General features: G+C 66.0%; 21 protein-coding genes. 15 read left to right on the top strand and 6 right to left on the bottom strand.

The genetic code is table 11. The features are described 5' to 3' along the window. Positions 1-50 precede the first annotated feature (50 nt). The gene (locus C8J42_RS05635) at positions 51-734 is read left to right on the top strand and encodes an HAD-IA family hydrolase (protein ID WP_133019265.1); all 684 of its coding nucleotides are present in this window, start codon (positions 51-53) and stop codon (positions 732-734) included. Beyond that, positions 731-1090 (top strand): hypothetical protein, encoded by a 360-nt coding sequence (locus C8J42_RS05630; protein WP_133019264.1) that lies wholly within the window; start codon positions 731-733, stop codon positions 1088-1090. Before C8J42_RS05635 ends, C8J42_RS05630 begins: the two co-directional genes overlap by 4 nt. Here the strand turns inward: C8J42_RS05630 and C8J42_RS05625 are convergent. Genes C8J42_RS05625 through C8J42_RS05610 form a run of 4 tightly spaced genes read right to left on the bottom strand, consistent with a single transcriptional unit; the run spans position 1087 to position 3623 of the window. Next, complete coding sequence (locus tag C8J42_RS05625; protein WP_133019263.1) at positions 1087-2076, bottom strand: nucleotidyltransferase family protein; 990 nt, start codon at positions 2074-2076, stop codon at positions 1087-1089. The genes C8J42_RS05630 and C8J42_RS05625 overlap by 4 nt on opposite strands. Continuing rightward, a complete protein-coding gene (locus C8J42_RS05620) occupies positions 2061-2921 on the bottom strand; it encodes an HprK-related kinase A (RefSeq protein ID WP_133019262.1) in 861 nt (286 codons plus the stop codon). The genes C8J42_RS05625 and C8J42_RS05620 overlap by 16 nt, the downstream gene beginning before the upstream one ends. Next, positions 2918-3193 (bottom strand): HPr-rel-A system PqqD family peptide chaperone, encoded by a 276-nt coding sequence (locus tag C8J42_RS05615; protein WP_243644141.1) that lies wholly within the window; start codon positions 3191-3193, stop codon positions 2918-2920. Before C8J42_RS05615 ends, C8J42_RS05620 begins: the two co-directional genes overlap by 4 nt. Positions 3194-3197: 4 nt before the next feature. Further along, positions 3198-3623, bottom strand: a complete 426-nt coding sequence (locus tag C8J42_RS05610) for a hypothetical protein (RefSeq protein ID WP_133019261.1) — start codon at positions 3621-3623, stop codon at positions 3198-3200. A 213-nt stretch (positions 3624-3836) separates the two neighbouring features. Here C8J42_RS05610 and C8J42_RS05605 point away from each other — a divergent pair, with 213 nt between their 5' ends. From C8J42_RS05605 to C8J42_RS05565, 9 genes are all read left to right on the top strand, one after another. Further along, on the top strand, positions 3837-5063 hold the full coding sequence (locus C8J42_RS05605) for an ATP-binding protein (RefSeq protein ID WP_133019260.1): 1227 nt from the start codon (positions 3837-3839) through the stop codon (positions 5061-5063). Positions 5064-5109: 46 nt separating this feature from the next. Continuing rightward, a complete protein-coding gene (locus tag C8J42_RS05600) occupies positions 5110-6168 on the top strand; it encodes a substrate-binding domain-containing protein (RefSeq protein WP_133019259.1) in 1059 nt (352 codons plus the stop codon). 313 nt (positions 6169-6481) lie between these two features. Next, positions 6482-7858, top strand: coding sequence for a phosphate ABC transporter permease subunit PstC (gene pstC, locus C8J42_RS05595; RefSeq protein ID WP_133019258.1), 1377 nt, complete (start codon positions 6482-6484; stop codon positions 7856-7858). After that, positions 7851-9149, top strand: a complete 1299-nt coding sequence (gene pstA / locus C8J42_RS05590; protein ID WP_133019257.1) for a phosphate ABC transporter permease PstA — start codon at positions 7851-7853, stop codon at positions 9147-9149. Before pstC ends, pstA begins: the two co-directional genes overlap by 8 nt. Next, positions 9149-9928, top strand: a complete 780-nt coding sequence (gene pstB / locus C8J42_RS05585; RefSeq protein ID WP_056489020.1) for a phosphate ABC transporter ATP-binding protein PstB — start codon at positions 9149-9151, stop codon at positions 9926-9928. Before pstA ends, pstB begins: the two co-directional genes overlap by 1 nt. A gap of 14 nt (positions 9929-9942) precedes the next feature. Beyond that, complete coding sequence (gene phoU / locus C8J42_RS05580) at positions 9943-10632, top strand: phosphate signaling complex protein PhoU (RefSeq protein WP_056489018.1); 690 nt, start codon at positions 9943-9945, stop codon at positions 10630-10632. Continuing rightward, entirely contained in the window at positions 10632-11324 is a 693-nt protein-coding gene (gene phoB / locus C8J42_RS05575; RefSeq protein ID WP_055873047.1) for a phosphate regulon transcriptional regulator PhoB, read from the top strand. The genes phoU and phoB overlap by 1 nt, the downstream gene beginning before the upstream one ends. A gap of 116 nt (positions 11325-11440) precedes the next feature. Beyond that, positions 11441-11761: a hypothetical protein gene (locus tag C8J42_RS05570; protein WP_056057295.1), complete on the top strand. Its 321-nt coding sequence runs from the start codon at positions 11441-11443 to the stop codon at positions 11759-11761. 95 nt (positions 11762-11856) lie between these two features. Continuing rightward, complete coding sequence (locus C8J42_RS05565) at positions 11857-12771, top strand: SDR family NAD(P)-dependent oxidoreductase (protein ID WP_133019256.1); 915 nt, start codon at positions 11857-11859, stop codon at positions 12769-12771. Positions 12772-12914: 143 nt separating this feature from the next. Here C8J42_RS05565 and C8J42_RS05560 read toward each other — a convergent pair whose 3' ends face one another. Next, on the bottom strand, positions 12915-13535 hold the full coding sequence (locus C8J42_RS05560) for a S24 family peptidase (RefSeq protein ID WP_133019909.1): 621 nt from the start codon (positions 13533-13535) through the stop codon (positions 12915-12917). A gap of 125 nt (positions 13536-13660) precedes the next feature. Here C8J42_RS05560 and C8J42_RS20045 point away from each other — a divergent pair, with 125 nt between their 5' ends. The 4 genes from C8J42_RS20045 to C8J42_RS05545 all read left to right on the top strand — a co-directional run bounded on the left by C8J42_RS20045 (position 13661) and on the right by C8J42_RS05545 (position 16685). Then, complete coding sequence (locus C8J42_RS20045; protein ID WP_165895153.1) at positions 13661-13837, top strand: hypothetical protein; 177 nt, start codon at positions 13661-13663, stop codon at positions 13835-13837. 2 nt (positions 13838-13839) lie between these two features. Next, positions 13840-14160: a hypothetical protein gene (locus tag C8J42_RS05555; protein WP_133019255.1), complete on the top strand. Its 321-nt coding sequence runs from the start codon at positions 13840-13842 to the stop codon at positions 14158-14160. Between the two features lie 67 nt (positions 14161-14227). Beyond that, positions 14228-15412, top strand: coding sequence for an acyl-CoA dehydrogenase (locus tag C8J42_RS05550; protein WP_133019254.1), 1185 nt, complete (start codon positions 14228-14230; stop codon positions 15410-15412). A 127-nt stretch (positions 15413-15539) separates the two neighbouring features. Continuing rightward, complete coding sequence (locus C8J42_RS05545; RefSeq protein ID WP_133019253.1) at positions 15540-16685, top strand: CaiB/BaiF CoA-transferase family protein; 1146 nt, start codon at positions 15540-15542, stop codon at positions 16683-16685. Between the two features lie 61 nt (positions 16686-16746). On the opposite strand, the gene C8J42_RS05540 is transcribed toward C8J42_RS05545, so the two are convergent. Beyond that, positions 16747-18042, bottom strand: coding sequence for a sugar MFS transporter (locus C8J42_RS05540; protein ID WP_120300435.1), 1296 nt, complete (start codon positions 18040-18042; stop codon positions 16747-16749). Positions 18043-18065 lie beyond the last annotated feature (23 nt).

Below are 18065 nucleotides of genomic sequence, written 5' to 3'. Positions count from 1 at the left end.
GCCACGAAAGCCTTGCCAATTCCATAGTCTCGCTGGCAGGCCCGCACCCAATGACGTATTTTTTATTCGATATCGTCGGGTTCGACCTGGACGGCACGTTGCTCGACACGAGCGGCGACCTAGCCGCCGCCGTCAACCACGCGCTCGCTACGGTCGGTCGCCCGCCCCTTACCGTCGAGCAGGTCAAGCCGATGATCGGCGGCGGCGCGAGGCACATGCTAAAGCAGGGACTGACCGCGACCGGCGGGTATGACGAACCGATGCTCGATGCGCTGCACGCCAAGCTGCTCGTCTATTACGAGGCGAATATCTGCGTGCTGACAAAGCCTTACCCAGGTGTGATCGACGCGCTGGACGTTTTGGCCGCGAAGGGCGTGACGCTGGGGATCGTCACCAACAAGATCGAACGGTTCGCGCGGACCGTGCTGGGCGAACTTGGGCTGACCGATCGATTTGCCTGCATCCTGGGCGGCGATACGATGGCGGAGTCGAAGCCGTCGCCAATGCCGATCCACGAGATGGTGAAGCTGTGTCGTGAAAGCGGGGGCGGCGGAGACCGCGCGGCGTTCGTCGGCGATTCGATCTTCGACATCCAGGCGGGGCAAGCAGCAGGCCTGCCGACGATCGCGTGCAGCTTCGGTTTTCTGATGCAGCCCGTAGCAGAGCTTGGCGCCGACGCGGTGATCGACGGTTTCGACGAACTCGTCCCGACGCTCGAAAGACTCGGCGCATGAACCGGACGACGCTCACGCGTATCGCCCTGGTCGTGGCGATCGTGTTCGCGGTGACGATGGCTTTGCTGCCGAAGCCGCCGCACATGCCGATCGACCAGTTCGGCGACAAGTTCGGGCATATGCTCGCTTTTGCGACGATGGCGCTGCTGGCGGCGCTGTCGTTTCCGACCGCGAGGCTGTTCCGGATCGGCGAGCGGCTGTCGTTCCTCGGCGCGATGATCGAGGTCCTGCAGGCCATCCCGTCGCTGCACCGCGATTGCGACATCTACGACTGGATCGCCGATACGTTCGCGATCACGGTCGTGTTGCTGATCGTCTGGGCCGTCCGGCGCAAACGTGGAGCACGTCTGAACTAAGCCTTGCGCCACTTCGTCCAGAGGTGGCGGGCAAGCATCGCTGGCGGCATGCGCAGCCAGTGCGATCGGACGTAGAAGGCCAGCCGGGTGATCGGTCGGGTCGGCCTGCCCCAGCCGTCTCGCGCGGTGATGCGGCGGATGTATAGGCGATCGGCCCCGCGTGCGGTTCCTTCGGCGAAAAGCGCATCGATGAGGCGCAAGGACCGGGCCACTTCGCGGGATAGGCCGTGACGTTCTGCCTCCTCGTCGAGGCCGTCGGTGCCGAACTCCTCGATCAGACAGCGGATGTCCCACAGGTTGCGGAGACCACCGGCGAGGTCTCCATCGGCGAACAGATGCGCCGCCGCGTGTATGAGCATTCCGTTGGGGGAGAGAGTCCGCAGGCCGTTCTCCAGTGTGAAACTCCCGGCGATTAACGCTGCCGCATCCGGCGTGATTCGCGCGGTCAGTGGCAGGATGGTGTGGTGGACGTCGATCATCCGGTCGCGGTCGCGGTGGATCAGCGGCGGGAGTTCGTGCATCCAGCGGCGGTAATAGACGTCGTCATACGGGTCGGGCTTCACCCATTCCCAGCCAGCCGCGAGCAGCGCCGCCTCGACCGCGTCGAGCGATGCGCGGGGCACCAGGATGTCGAGATCGCCGATGGACCGCCCCTGCCCCGCCGAAAGTCCTGCCGCGACGAACGCGGTGCCTTTTAACAGGATGACCGGGCAATCGACTGCAGACAGCGCACGCCGCGCCATCTCCGCCTCCCAGAGCGCGGCACGGCGGCCGTGCTCGGCGGCGGCGCGGGCGTCGGCCAGGATGGCCTGCACGCCATCAGGCATCGGCAGGCCGTCGAGACGCATCGCCAGCGTACCGATCAACTGCTCCGCCCGCGCCATCGTCAGAAGTGCGGTCCAGCCGTTCGAATCGAGCCCGACGATGCTGGCCGGATCGGCGAGCGCGCGGGCGAGGATGCGGGCGTCGCTCACAGCGCGGACCATAGCGCCTCGACCTGCTCGATCGCGCTTGCCCCGTCCGGATAATCGATCGCGACCGAAGGGACGTCGGCGATCAGGCCCGTCAAAGCGCGAAAGCCGGCCTCGCCGAGCGCGACGTAATTCGTCGAGGCCTGCGTCATCCGCACGAACGCCTCGGCCGGTGGCACCGGTCGCGTCTCCGGCTCGAAACCGTAGCGCGGGAAGACGAGCAGCGCCGGCAAAGCGGGCGTGTCCATCGCCGCGATCGCGCGCGTGTCGGGGACCATGTGACGGATGTCGCCTTTCGGTGTCGCTGGCATCAGCGGCCCCATCCGCGCATCAGGCCACGCTGTCTCGGCCGTAGCGATCGCTTCGTTCTTGAGACTGATCAGTCGCGGGAACGCATTGATCAGCCCGGTCGCGGGATCGAGCAACGCGAACTCGTCCCCCATGAACCGCCAGCCCTTCGCCGCGAGCAACGTCGCCAGCGTCGATTTCCCTGCGCCCGAGATGCCGGTCAGCAACAGGGCACGACCATCGCGCTCGACTGCGGACGCGTGGAGCAACAGATAGCGACGGGCGCCCAGCGCCATCTGAAGATTCATCGCCATCTCGGCTGCGAGCAATCCTTGGCGGAGCGGCAAAGGTGCAGCTTCAGGGAGCATGTAGTCGCCACCGATCTCGACGGACGGGCGAATTAATCGTCGCCACGGACGCCGCGCAAACAGGCGCACGGTGAAGTCCGGCACGCCGTCGTGCGGCTTGGGATAGTCGCGGTACAGGCTTTCCAGTTCGGCGATCGGCGCGCGCCAATCGGAGCCGATGCGGAAACCGACCGGCCCGATGCGGACGGAAAAAGCGTGCCTCATGCCCGCTCGATCAGTCCGGCTTCGACGAGTTCTTCAAGCCGTGCCGCCAAAGCCTCACGCGTACCGTCATCGAGATCATAGTCCCGTCCAAGCCGCTCCAGGAGGACGTCCAGCGACGATGCTCCTTCGCCTAACACCGCCAGAATCTGCGGCGCGGGTTCGGTCAGTAAGTGCGTGATCCCCGACGCGCGATGATAGACCGCGGTGAATTCATCGAGCGGCGCGACCAGCAGGCCCCCGTCGGGCGGGCCCCGAAAGATCGGCTCGGACACGGCTTCAGCCGCGCGGCATCTGCAACGATGCGAAGCAGGTGAAGCCGCCCTGGCCGCGCTGCAACCGGCGGATATATTTGACGTACGCGCGGCTGCGATCTGAATCGGTACCGGGCAGCGTGCTGCCGCTGGCCAAGGCGCGCTTGACTTCTTCACCCTTGAACGCGCGGGTCGAGGGCGGGAATGCACCCTTGGTACGCGCTGGCACGACGCCACCATCCGCGTCGATATAGCTGCCGGCGCGGCCCGGATCGGGCACCGGAATCTCGCAATTCAGCACCGAGCCCGCGGTCTGCGCCAGCGCCGGACGGATCGACATGACCGCGCCCGCCGTCACTGCACCCAAAGCCAGCACGCGGCGACGCGATGGAATGCCGGTGTCGGTCTCCGCGGTTGCGACCGGATCTTGGTTGAGTTCGATGTCGTCCATGATGCCCCTGCTAGACCACAGCCCTTTCATAATCCTGAAGCGCTGACAACATCGCCGTATCGACGCTTGGGAGAGCGTGCCGGAGTAGGACGACTTCACACGCCGTTCGTTTCCGCGGTCGGCAAGTCGACGGCGCCAACAGACGATACCGGTTTGCACTGCGGCGCTGTATGGCGCGGTGCGTGGACGTCGATTCCGTCCCAGGAGACCGCAATGCTTTCCGGATTTGGCCTGCGTACGTTTTGGGCGATCGTCGTGGTCGTCATCGCCGCCGTGGCGGTGTTCGCACTCACGCATGACGTGCAAGGCGCGGTCGTCGCGCTGGTCGGTGGGATCGCCGCCGCGCTGGTCGCCGCCGGCACCGGGGACGAAGTGCCGGCTCCCGATGACGCGACGAGTGTGTCGCCGTCCGTGCTCGACGACGTCCTCGACGCTATCGTCGCACCGGTGATGCTGGTCGAGGACGGCCGCGTGGTGGTCGCCAATCGCGCCGCGCGGACGTTGCTCGGCGCGCATATCCTTGGCGAGGACGCGCGCGTCGCGATCCGCCATCCTGCCGCCGCCGAACGGCTGGGAACGCCGGGACCGATCGACGGCGAGCGACCGATCGAACTGGTCGGGCTCGGCACGCGTGACCAGCGCTGGGAGATGCTGCTCAGCGAGACGTCGGAGGGCCAGCGAATCGTCCACCTCGTCGACCAGACCGGCAACTACGCGGCCGAGCGGATGCGGATCGATTTCGTCGCCAATGCGAGTCACGAACTGCGCACGCCGCTGGCGTCGATCCTCGGCTTTATCGAGACGTTGCGCGACGAGGCAGGCGAAGATGCGGAGGTCCGCGCGCGCTTCCTGAAGGTGATGGACGACGAGGCGCGGCGGATGCAGCGGCTGGTCGAGGACCTGATCTCGTTGTCGCGCATCGAGGCGGAGAAATTTCGCCTGCCCGACCAGGCGGTCGATTTCGCGCAACTGGTCGAGGACACGCGCGAGGAACTGGCCGACGCCGCGGGCGATCGGGGACATGATCTGGTCGCGACGATCGATCCGAACCTCTCGTCGGTGTCGGGGGATCGGGTGCAGCTGTCGCAGATGCTCCACAACCTCATAGGCAACGCGATGAAGTACGGGCGTGCGGGGACGCCGGTGACGATCGAACTGAAGCGCGACGATGCCGGTATGATCCGCCTGTCGATCCGCGACGAGGGCGACGGGATCGCGGCGGTGCACATCCCTCGGCTGACCGAGCGCTTCTATCGTGCCGATGCGGGACGCAGCCGGTCGTTGGGCGGTACGGGTCTCGGGCTGGCGATCGTCAAGCACATCGTCGAGCGGCACCGTGGGCGGCTGGATATCGCCAGCCAGGTCGGTATCGGGACGGTCGTTTCGGTCATCCTGCCCCCGAGCGGCGGCGCGGCCAAAGGCGCTGTCATAAAAGGGTAACTCAACTGTCACACAGGATCGCCTTAAGTACCGCTAAGGCCGGTGCATGACGGGAATTCTGGTGCAGCGGTTCGTTCTTCTAGGGGTGGTTGGGGCTCTGGCCGGGTGCGTCGATCAGGCGAACGGCGGCGGGGCGGGCTCGCGCGACCAGATCACGGCGGTCGGGTCGTCGACGGTCTATCCGTTCACGACGATGATCGCCGAGCAACTCGTCGCCAACGATCCCGATGCGAAGGCGCCGGTGATCGAATCGACCGGGACCGGCGCGGGCATGAAGCTGTTCTGCGCAGGGGTCGGCGCGGCGCATCCCGATATCGAGGATGCGTCGCGGCGGATGAAAGCGAGCGAGTACGCGACGTGCGCCAAGAACGGCGTGCGCGACGTGATCGAGATCCAGGTCGGGATCGACGGCATCGCCTTCGCCGAGGCGAAGAACGGCCCGAAGATGCAGCTGACGCCGACCGATCTCTACAAGGCGCTCGCCGCCAATCCGGGGGGCAAGGTGAACACGGCGCGGGTGTGGCGCGACGTTAATCCTGCGCTGCCCGCGGTGCCGATCCAGGTTTATGGGCCACCGGCGACCAGCGGCACCCGCGATGCGCTGGCCGAGCTGATCCTGACCAAAGGGTGCGAGGCTAGCGACCCTTCAGCGAAGGCGCTCGCGAAGTCGGATGCTGAGGCGCACAAGGCGCTGTGCACGCGGGTGCGCGAGGATGGGGTTTATGTCGATGCCGGTGAGAACGACAATCTGATCGTCCAGAAATTGCAGTCGAACCCCAATGCGATCGGGGTGTTCGGGTACAGCTATCTCGAAGAGAACAAGGACGACGTGAACGGTGTATCGATCTCGGGCGTCGCGCCGACCTATGCGACGATCGCGGACAACGCATATCCGGGGTCTCGGCCGCTGTATGTCTATGTGAAGAAGGCGCATCTGACCGCGATTCCGGGGCTGCGGAATTTGTTGAAACTGTATGCGGCTAACTGGGGTGCGACGGGGCCGTTGGTGAAGCGGGGGTTGATTGCGTCTCCGGCGGCGATTCAGGCTCGGTCGGCGGCGATTATCGCGAATGAGACGGTGCTGGATCCGGCGGTGTTGTCGTGATGTTCGGCCCACGTAATCGCACGCCCCTCCTAGTTCCCCCGCGAACGCGGGGGCCCAGGAGCCAAGCGCGCCACTGGAACTTAGCTGGGCCCCCGCGTCCGCGGGGGAACGGGGATTTGGCGGCGGCAACATCACTTAACAGGGCAACCACCCCGGCGAAGACCGGGGCCCAATTGGGGACCGTTGCATTGGTGAGTGCAGCGCCCCTTTACCCCGACCTTTCCAATTGGACCCCGGCCTTCGCCGGGGGGGAGCCCCCCCCGGTGCTCCATCGGGTGCAGGCCGGAATATCAGCATTCGGAGGACATGCCTGATGTCCCCCATCGCCCTCCTCTTCCTGGTCCTAGGCATCGGCCTCATCGGCTGGCTCACCGCGCGCGTCCGCGCCACCCGGTTCCGCGCCGGCAGCACCGTGCGGTTCAGTTCGCTGCCGTCGCATCACGGCTGGTACGTCGCGTTGTGGGCCGCGATCCCGCCGCTCGTCTTCCTCGTCGTCTGGTCGATGACCGCACCCGCGCTCGTCACGGATGCCGTGCTTGCCACGCCAGCCGCGATCCAGCTTCCGCCGCCCGGCTTCGACCGCGCCTCGATCCTGTCCGAAGCGCGCAGCCTCGCGGAGGGTCGCAGCTTCGGCGCGTTCCACGGGCTCGCCCGCACGCTCGCGCCCTCCTACGCCGCGGCGCAATCGCGCTACGACTGGATCGCCACCGCCGCCGCCCTGCTGCTCGCCTTCGCGGGCGGTGCGTTCGCCTTTACCCGCGTCAAGCCCGGCTTCGGCGCACGCACGCAGGTCGAGCGGGTCGTGATGCTGATGCTGCTCGGTGCGTCGCTGATCGCGATCCTGACCACCGTCGGGATCGTCGCGTCGCTGCTGTACGAATCCGCACGGTTCTTCTCGGTCGTGCCGATCACCGATTTCCTGTTCGGCACGCACTGGAGCCCGCAGGTCATCGACGGGCGCGATCCGGGCGCGTCGCTCGGTGCGGTGCCGTTGTTCTGGGGGACGTTCTTCATCGGCGCGGTGATCGCGATGATCGTCGCCATTCCGTTCGGGCTGATGAGCGCGATCTACCTCACGCAATATGCTGCGCCGAACACGCGCAAATGGATGAAGCCGATCCTCGAGGTGCTCGCGGGCGTGCCGACCGTCGTCTACGGTTATTTCGCCGCGTTGACGGTCGCGCCGGCGGTGCGTGACTTGGCGGTTTCGGTCGGGATCAGCTGGGCGTCGTCGGAGAGCGCGCTCGCCGCGGGGCTCGTGATGGGCATCATGATCATCCCGTTCGTGTCGTCGATGGCCGACGATTCGATCGCCGCGGTCCCCTCGTCGATGCGTGACGGGAGCCTCGCGATGGGCGCGACCTCGTCCGAGACGATCCGCCGCGTGCTGCTCCCGGCCGCCCTCCCCGGCGTCGTCGGCGGCGTATTGCTGGCCGTATCGCGCGCGATCGGCGAGACGATGATCGTCGTGATGGCCGCCTCCGGTGTCGCGACGCTGACGCTCAACCCGTTCGCCAGCACCACCACGGTCACCAAGCAGATCGTCGACCTGCTGACCGGCGAGGCCGAGTTCGACAGCCCCAAGACGCTCGCCGCGTTCGCGCTGGGCCTGACGCTGTTCGTGGTCACGCTCCTTCTCAACATCGTCGCGCTGCGCGTCGTCAAACGGTACCGCGAAGCCTATGAGTGACACGCTCGTGCCCCAGATTCCTGTGACGAATGCGGAGCCCGTGCGCCGCGTCCCGACCGACTGGACGACGCAGGCGATGCAATCGCGCATCCGCCGCCGCTACGCATCCGAACGCCGCTTCCGCTTCGCCGGGCTCGCCGCGGTATGGCTGTCCGCCGCGTTCCTCGCCTATCTGCTGATCACGATGGTGATGCAGGGCGCCAGCGGCTTCGTGGAGACGCGCGTGTCGCTCCCGGTCGATCTCGCCGCCGCCAAGCTGCCGATCGAACCCGCCCGCCTCGTCGGTCGCGGCGCCGATCTCGCGCTCGCCGGTGCAGGGCTGGAAGGCACCGTCGACTCCGCCGCCACGAAGGCGTTCGGCAAGGACGGCACCGACCTTCTCTCCGACGGCGCCTGGGCAGTGGTGCGCGATGCGATCAAGGCCGACCCGTCGCTGCTGCAGCGCAAGACCGTGTTCGAGGTCCCCGTCTCCAGCCCGATCGACGTCGCCGCCAAGGGCAACGGCACGCGCGACGCCGAAGCGGTCGTCGCGCGGCTGAAGGCGAGCGGTGCGCTGACCCGCGGGTTCAACGCAGGCTTCCTCACCTCGGCGGACTCGACCGATGCGACGCGCGTCGGGATCTGGGGCGCGTTCAAGGGATCGTTGCTGACGATGATCGTCACGCTGCTGCTGGCGTTCCCGATCGGCGTGCTGTCGGCGCTGTACCTCGAGGAATATGCGCCGAAGAACCGCTGGACCGACCTGATCGAGGTGTCGATCAACAACCTCGCGGCAGTGCCGTCAATCATCTTCGGGTTGCTCGGGCTCGCGGTCTTCCTTGGCACGTTCGGGATGCCGCGTTCGGCGCCGATCGTCGGTGGCCTCACGCTCGCGCTGATGACGATGCCCGTGATCGTCATAGCCGGCCGCAACGCGATCAAGGCGGTGCCGCCGTCGATCCGCGACGCCGCGCTCGGGATCGGCGCGTCGCCGGTGCAGGTCGTGTTCCACCACGTCCTGCCGCTCGCGCTGCCCGGTATCCTCACCGGCACGATCATCGGCATGGCGCGCGCGCTCGGTGAGACCGCGCCGTTGCTGATGATCGGCATGCGCGCGTTCATCGCAGCCCCGCCGTCCGGGCTCAGCGATCCCGCGACCGTGCTGCCCGTCCAGATCTTCCTGTGGTCCGATCAGGTCAGCCGCGGTTTCGTCGAGAAGACCTCCGCCGCGATCATCGTCCTGCTCGTGTTCCTGCTCGCGATGAACGGCGTCGCGATCTACCTCCGCAACCGATTCGAGACCCGCTGGTGATGCCAAAACATTCTAAGCCTCCCATCCTCAAGATGACGGCGCGCAACGTCTCCGTCGCCTATGGCAGCAAGATCGCGATCAACGACGTCTCGATCGACGTCGACCAGGACGAGGTGGTCGCGTTCATCGGCCCGTCGGGCTGCGGCAAGTCGACCTTCCTGCGGACATTGAACCGCATGAACGACACCGTCGCGAGCGCGCGCGTAACGGGCGAGATCAAGCTCGACGGCCAGGACATCTATTCGCCGGACATGGACGTGGTGCAGCTGCGCGCCCGCGTCGGCATGGTGTTCCAGAAGCCCAACCCGTTCCCGAAATCGATCTACGAGAACGTCGCCTACGGCCCGCGCATCCATGGGCTCGCCGGCGCCAAGGCGGATCTCGACCGGATCGTCGAGAAGTCGCTGCGACGTGCGGGTCTCTGGGACGAGGTCAAGGATCGCCTCTCGGACAGCGGCACGGCGCTATCGGGCGGACAGCAGCAGCGGCTATGCATCGCGCGCGCGATCGCCGTCGATCCCGAGGTCATCCTGATGGACGAGCCTTGCTCGGCGCTCGATCCGATCGCGACCGCCAAGATCGAGGAGCTGATCCACGAACTGCGCGGCCGCTATGCGATGGTGATCGTCACGCACAACATGCAGCAGGCCGCACGCGTCAGCCAGAAGACCGCGTTCTTCCACCTCGGCACGCTGGTCGAATACGGCAACACCTCGGACATCTTCACCAATCCCCGCGAAGAGCGGACCAAGGATTACATCACCGGCCGTTACGGCTGAGTCGGGAAACGACCATGAACACGCATACGGTCAAGGCCTTCGACAACGACATCGGCGAGCTCCGCGGGTTGATCTCGCAGATGGGCGGGCTCGCCGAGGACGCGATCGACAAGGCGATGCAGGCGCTGCAACGCAACGACCTCGCGCTCGCGGAACAGGTGCGCGTCGCCGACAAGCAGATCGACGTCATCGAGGCGGAGGTCGAGCGCCTCGCGGTGCGGATCATCGCCCTGCGCGCGCCGATGGCGGTCGACCTGCGCGAGGTCGTCGCCGCGCTGAAGATCGCGGGCGTGGTCGAGCGGATCGGCGACTACGCCAAGAACATCGCCAAGCGCGTGCCGATGATCGAGAGCGAGCACCGGATCGAGCCGATCTCGATCCTGCCGGCGATGGGCCGGATGGCGAGCGAGATGGTCCACGACGTGCTCGACGCGTTCGCCGCTCGGGACGCGGAAGAGGCGGTGCGCGTGGTCGAAAGCGACAATGCGCTCGACGATTTCTACGACAGCATCTTCCGCACGCTGGTCACTTACATGGTCGAGAATCCGAAGACGATCAGCCAGGTCGCGCATCTGCTGTTCGTCGCGAAGAACCTGGAGCGGATCGGCGACCACGCCACCAACGTCGCCGAGATGGTCTATTTCGCCGCGACCGGCACGCAGATGGTCGATCGCGAACGCGGCATAAAGAAGGAGCAGGCATAATGGCACGCGCGAAAATGCTGTTGGTCGAGGACGATGCTGCGCTGGCCGAATTGCTGGTCTGGCATTTCAAGCGCGAGGATTTCGAGATCGCGCATACTCCCGATGGCGAGGAAGCCTTGCTGCTCGCAAAGGAGAAGGTGCCCGACATCGTCCTGCTGGACTGGATGGTCGAGGGGCTGTCGGGGATCGAGGTGTGCCGTCGCCTGCGCCGTGCACCCGAAACGCAGAACGTGCCGATCATCATGCTGACCGCCCGCGGTGAGGAAGAAGATCGCGTGCGCGGGCTCGAAACCGGTGCCGACGATTACGTGACGAAACCCTTCTCGCCGCGCGAACTGGTCGCTCGTGTCGGGGCCGTGCTGCGTCGCGTCCGCCCTGCCCTCGCCGGTGAAGCGCTCAGCTATGCCGACATCGAGATGGACACGGTCGGCCACAAGGTCCGCCGCTCGGGCGAAGTCGTGTCGCTCGGACCGACAGAGTTCCGGCTGCTGAAGCATTTCCTCGAGCATCCGGGCTGGGTGTTCTCGCGCGAACGCCTGCTCGATGCGGTGTGGGGGCATGACAGCGATATCGAGAGCCGGACGGTCGATGTGCATATCCGGCGACTGCGCAAGGCGATCAACGTCGGCGAGCGTCCGGACATCATCCGCACCGTCCGTTCGGCGGGGTATTCGCTCGATACGGGGGGGTAACGAGACTGTCCCGCGGTGGGGCGAATGGAATCGGATGCGAAACGAAGGACCCAAGCACGACTTAGTGCGTTCAGACGTCGCGCTACCAAAATGGTGCACCCATTTAGGAGATTCGTATGAAGTCCATTCTCTTCGCTGCCGCCGCTCTTCTCGCGTCGCCCGTGATCGCCCAGACGACGCCGCCGGCAGACCCCGCCGCGCAGACCGCGCCCGCGGACCAGGCGGCACCGGCCGATCCCGCAGCGCCTGCCGATCCTGCGATGGCCGCTCCTGCCGATCCGGCAGCAGCACCCGCCGCACCGATGGCACCGCCAGCACCCGCCGGTGGCGTGACGTTCGGCCAGCCGACCGTGACCCCGCCGACGCCGGCACCCGCCGAGTATCCGGTGTGCTCGAAGACGGTCAAGGACGGCTGCCGCAACCGCGGCGGCAAGTAAGTCAGACGGCAAGCGGCGGGTGATCCTGCCGCTTGCCTAGCTGGCTTTACGTTCTAGGAAAGGCGCTCCAACTATAAGAGAGGGGCGCCTTTTCCATGTCTGAGAACTTTGGGTCTATCAGCTTCGAAGATCGGGTCGCGATCGTCACCGGCGCAGGCGGTGGCCTGGGTCGCGAATACGCACTCGAACTCGCCCGGCGTGGCGCCAAGGTCGTGGTCAACGATCTGGGTACGTCGCGCGATGGCACTGGCCATTCCGACGCCGCGCTGAAAGTCGTCGAGGAAATCGAAGCGGCCGGCGGCGAGGCGATGTCGAACGGCGGCAGCGTCACCGAGTACGACCAGATGGTCGAGATGGTTGCCCGAGCCTCGGAGAAATGGGGCAGCGTCCACATCCTCATCAATAATGCCGGCGTGCTGCGCGACAAGAGCTTCGCCAAGATGGAGCCCGCGGACTTCAAGTTCGTCGTCGACGTCCACCTCAACGGCTCGGCCAATGCTACCAAGGCGGTCTGGGACACGATGCGCAGCCAGAATTACGGCCGCATCCTGATGACCGCGTCGTCGACCGGTCTTTACGGCAATTTCGGCCAGGCAAACTATGGTGCGGCCAAACTCGGCCTCGCCGGCCTGACCAAGACGCTCGCGATCGAGGGCGCGAAGAACAACATCAAGGTCAACACGATCGCGCCCACCGCGGGCACGCGCATGACGCAGGACATCTTCCCCGAGGAAGCGTTCAAGGCGTTCTCCCCCGACAAGGTCGCGCCCGCCGCGGTGTTCCTGGTATCGGAGGATGCGCCGACCAACATGATCGTTGGCGCGGGCGCGGGCGTGTTCCAGGCGGCGTACGTCACGCTGACGCAGGGCAAGCTGCTGACCCGCGACGACCTGTCAGTGGAGGGTGTCGCGGCACACTGGGACGCGATCATCGACCGGACTGGTGAGATCGTCCCGCAGTCTGGCTCGGAACAGTCGGTGACCATCCTGAGCAAGCTGCAGGGGCGCTGACCACTTGCCCCACATGGCAGGCTAGAATTTTCCGACCGTTCCCTCGCGAAAGCGGGGGCCCAGGACCACAAAGGCTGTCACCTGTAACCCTGGGCTCCCGCTTTCGCGGGAGAACGAGATTGGTTCGGGAAATCTGCTAGCCCTCAGCGTGGCTCGCGCATTTGCCAGACTACGCGGCCGATGACGGCGATCGCTCCGTCCGGCACAGCCACCGCATCCGGGTTATCGCTCGTCGCCACCAGCGCTCCCTGTATCAGGGCCACGCGCTTCACCATCACCGCGTCGTCGATCCGGATAACGTACACCCCGCCCTTCGCGCGCGGCGTATGGTCGGCGGTGTCGACCACGATGTGATCGCCGTCGAACAGTACCGGCTCCATCGAATTGCCGCGCACGCGGATGATCGCCGCCCGCCCGTCCCTTAGCCCGAGTTTCCGCGCGAGGCCGGGGTCCAGCGTGTCGGTGCCGAGCACGATCTCGCCATCGAGCAGCGCGCCCGGCCCCGCCGACGCCGCGACGTCGAGCTTGCGGATGCGAAACCCTGCCGGCCCGTCGGCGGGTGCGCCCAGCGTTACCTCGCTCACCCCCAGATATTCCGACAGCAATCGACGGTCGCGTTCGCCGAGCACCCGCGGCGATCCACGCCGGACATATTGCTGAAGGTACGCCGCGTTGCGCCCCAGCATCGCCGACAGCGCCGCCAGACTGTCGCCACGCGCCGCGGCCAGCGTTGCCAGCGCGGTTCTTGGATCGGGATCGGACACGGTTCTAGCCACGCCCGAACCGTAGCGTAGGAATTTTCCTAGACAAGTAGGATTTGCCGGAACAGATCAAGAACACGCAGGGACCCGGGCCAGGGACTCGAGGCCAGGAACAGGAAGGAGCGACCATGTCCGTTCTCATCAAGATCGACCGATATTTGCGGCAGACCGGCATGCCGACATCGAAGTTCGGCCGGTTGGCGGTCGGCGATCCGCGGCTGGTCCACGATCTCAGACTCGGTCGCCAGCCGCGCGCGCCGATGGTGGCGCGGATCGAAACCTTTATCGAACGGCACGGATCGTGAGGATGGACGCGATCCGCGGCCCCGATGCGGGCACGCTGCTGATCCGCGCGCTTCGCGGCCATGCGGGGGCGGCAGGCCTGACGATGCACGTCGAGACGATCGCGTGCACGCCTTGGGCGAGCGCTACGTTCGTCGGCACGCTGCACCGGTTGACGATCGCGGCGATGCCCGTACCCGGTCTTCGAGACTGGATCGACGCGTTGCCCGACGCGGAGTTCGCGATGCGCGGGCACATCGTCGCCGATCTGGTGGTCGACCGCATCGAGTCGATCGGCGACCGCGAGCATGTGACGATCGCCGTGCTGACGCTGATCGACGCGTAAACGTCTCGTCAGGGGTGGACTTTCGCTGGCCGAACCACGAAGTCGGCGGTCAACGAAGGAGATTCATATGGCCGGAATGGGCAAGTTCGACTGGGCGGATCCGTTCCTGCTCGACGATCAGTTGAGCGAGGACGAGCGGATGATCCGCGACAGCGCGAAGGCCTATGCCGACGACAAACTCGCGCCGCGGATCATCGATGCGTTCCAGCACGAGCATACCGATCCCGCGATTTTCCGCGAGATGGGCGCGCTTGGGCTGCTCGGGCCGACGATCCCCGAGGAATATGGCGGCGTCGGCGCGTCCTATGTTGCCTACGGGCTGGTCGCGCGCGAGGTGGAGCGGATCGACTCGGGCTATCGCTCGATGATGTCGGTGCAATCTAGCCTTGTGATGTATCCGATCAATGCGTTCGGCTCCGAAGAGCAGAAGCGCAAATACCTGCCTAAGCTCGCGACCGGCGAATGGATCGGCTGCTTCGGACTGACCGAGCCGGATGCGGGGTCGGATCCCGGCGGGATGACCACGCGGGCGAAGAAGACGGCGAACGGCTATGTGATCTCGGGCGCGAAGACGTGGATTTCGAACTCGCCGATCGCCGACGTGTTCGTGATCTGGGCAAAGTCCGACGAGCATGGCGGCGGCATCCGCGGCTTTATCCTGGAGCGCGGGATGAAGGGGCTGGAGACGCCCAAGATCGAGGGCAAGCTGTCGTTGCGCGCGTCGATCACGGGCATGGTGATGATGGACGAGGTCGAGGTCAGCGACGACGCACTGCTGCCCGACGTGCAGGGATTGAAGGGACCGTTCGGCTGCCTCAACCGCGCGCGCTACGGGATTTCGTGGGGGGCACTCGGCGCGGCGGAGTTCTGTTTTCATGCGGCGCGGCAATATGGGCTGGACCGCAACCAGTTCGGGACGCCGCTGGCGGGGCGGCAGCTTTTCCAGAAGAAGCTGGCGGACATGGAAACAGAGATTGCCCTCGGGTTGCAGGCGTCGTTGCGCGTCGGGCGCCTGATGGACGAGGGCCGGTTCGCGCCGGAAATGGTCTCGATCGTGAAGCGCAACAACGTCGGCAAGGCGCTCGATATCGCGCGCATGAGCCGCGATATGCACGGCGGCAACGGGATTTCGGGGGAGTATCAGGTGATGCGCCACCTGATGAACCTGGAGACGGTCAACACGTATGAGGGCGCGCATGATGTTCATGCGCTGATCCTCGGCCGGGCGATCACGGGTATCGCTGCGTTTTGAGTTCAACCCCTACGTCCTACCACCCCGGCGAAGGCCGGGGCCCAATTGGGGAACGCGTATTGGCTGACGCTGCGCGTTGTTACTCCGAACTTTCCAATTGGGCCCCGGCCTCCGCCGGGGTGGTGCTATGATCGTGGAGGGCAAACCTTCCCCCCTCACCGGGCTGAAGGTCGTTGAACTTGCTCGGATCCTTGCAGGGCCTTGGGCGGGACAGGTCCTTGCCGATCTCGGTGCCGACGTCGTCAAGGTCGAGAGCCCCGCCGGTGACGACACTCGCACTTGGGGCCCGCCGTTCATCGACAATCCCGACGGCACGCGCGACGCGGCGTATTTCCACGCCGCCAACCGCGGGAAGCGGTCGGTCGTAGCTGACTTTACCACGCCGGAAGGCCAGGCGATCGTCCGCGACCTGATCGCCGACGCGGATGTCGTAATCGAGAACTTCAAGGTCGGAGGACTGGCCAAATACGGGCTAGACTACGCCACGCTCGCTGCGATCAACCCACGCCTTGTGTACTGCTCGATCACCGGGTTCGGGCAGGACGGGCCCTACGCGCCTCGCGCGGGCTACGATTTCATCGTCCAGGGCATGAGCGGAATCATGGATCTGACCGGCGAGCCTGATGGCGCGCCGCAGAAGATCGGTGTCGCGTTCGCCGACATCATGACCGGGCTGTATTCCGTGATCGCGATCCAGGCGGCGTTGGCGATGCGCGAGCGCTCCGGCCGGGGTCAGCAGATCGACATGGCGTTGCTCGATACGATGACGGGGGTGCTTGCGAACCAGGCGATGAACTGGTTCGCGAGCGGCGTGTCGCCGACGCGGGTCGGGAATGCGCATTTGAACGTGTGTCCGTATGCGGTCTTTCCGTGTGCCGATGGGTGGTTCATCCTGGCGGTCGGGAATGACGGGCAGTTCCGGCGGTTTTGCGACGCGATGGGCTTGCCCGAGATGCGCGACGATCCGCGGTTCGCGACCAATGCCGGGCGGTTGGCGTTCAAGGATTTGCTGTTCGCGGGGATCGAGGCGGCGACGTCTCGTGTGCCTAAGCTCGAGTTACTGGCGCGGCTGGAGGCGGTGGGGGTGCCGGCTGGGCCGATCAATACGGTCGCGCAGGCTTTCGAGGATCCGCAGGTCATCGCGCGAGGGATGGCCATCGATGTCGCGCGGCCGGATGGGTCGTTGGTTCCCGGCCTCCGTACGCCGATCCGGTTTTCCGATGCGGATCTCGCAACCGGGCGGGCCGCGCCGATGTTGGGGTCACCAACGTAGAATTGTTTCCCCGCGAAGGCGGGGACACAGTCTGGGCCCCCGCCTTCGCGGGGGAACACGCTCAGTAGGCCGCTTCGACCACCGGCTTCCGGGCATACAGCCCATACGCCAGGATCAGCGCGTAGCAGATCGCCGGGAGCAGCAGCGCGAAGTGCAGGCTGCCCGACTTGTCCGCCAGCATACCCGTCAGATACGGGACGATCGCACCGCCGACGATCGCCGTGGCGATGACGCCCGAGCCTTCCGCCGCGCGCTTGCCCAGACCTTCCGACGCCAACGAGAAGATCGTCGGGAACATCACCGCGTTCATCAGGCCGATCGCCAGCAGCGCCCAGCCCGACAAAGCGCCCTCGGTGTTCGCCGAGATCAGGATCAGCGCCAGCGTGCCGGTAGCGACGCCGGCGAGCACCTTGCCCGGCGACACCTTGTTCAGCACGTAGGCGCCGATGAACCGGCCGACCAGCGCGCCGCCCCAGTAGAACGGCACGTGCTTGCCCGCGGCGACGTCGCTCAGGTCCATCACGCTCGGCTGCATCAGATAGTTGACGATCAGCGAGCCGACCGCGACTTCGGCACCGACGTACAGGAAGATGCACGCCGTCCCCATCGCGAACCGCGGGCGCTTCAGCAGCGTGAACGCGTGGAAGATGCTGCCGGTCTGGTCCTGCTCCTCGTTGAGCCGGTTGCGACGGGTCCACACGACCGCGGCGACGATCAGCAGCGCGATCGCGAGGCCGATATAGGTGTGCACGACGGTCCGCGACGATTCCGTCCGGTACGCGTCGAGCGCGGCGCCGGTGAGCTTCGAAGAGTCGACCGTCGCCAGCCCGCCGAGGATCAGCGCGGAGCCGACATACGGGAAGATGGTGGTGCCGAGCGAGTTGAACGCCTGCGCGAACGTCAGGCGGCTCGACGCCGACTTGGGATGGCCGAGCGCCGAGATCAGCGGATTGGCGACGACCTGCACCACGGTGATGCCTGCGCCGAGCACGAACAGCGCGAACAGGAACATGCCGAAGCTCGCCTGTCCTGCAGCGGGGATGAACAACAGGCAGCCTGCGGTCATGGTCACGAGGCCGATCGACGCGGTCCGCATGTAGCCGGCCTTGCGCACGATCGCGGCGGCGGGGATCGAGAACAGCGCATAGGCCAGAAAGAACGCCGACTGGACCAGCATCGCGGTCGCGTGGTCCAGCGTGAAGAGCTCTTTCATCTTCGGGATGATAATGTCGTTCAGCGAGGTGATGCCGCCGAAGATGAAGAACAGCGCGAACACGAACACGCGCAGGTCGGGCGCGTCGTAGCCGTGGCTGGCATCGCCTCCGGCGGCTGGTGTGGATTTGGTATCGACGTGCATCGTGGTGCGCCCCCTCGCGGTAT

It is taken from the genome of Sphingomonas sp. PP-CE-1A-559 (assembly GCF_004340965.1).
Lineage (GTDB): Bacteria > Pseudomonadota > Alphaproteobacteria > Sphingomonadales > Sphingomonadaceae > Sphingomonas.
The sequence above is the reverse complement of the archived record's forward strand: the minus strand, read 5'-3'. Positions and strand labels throughout refer to the sequence as shown.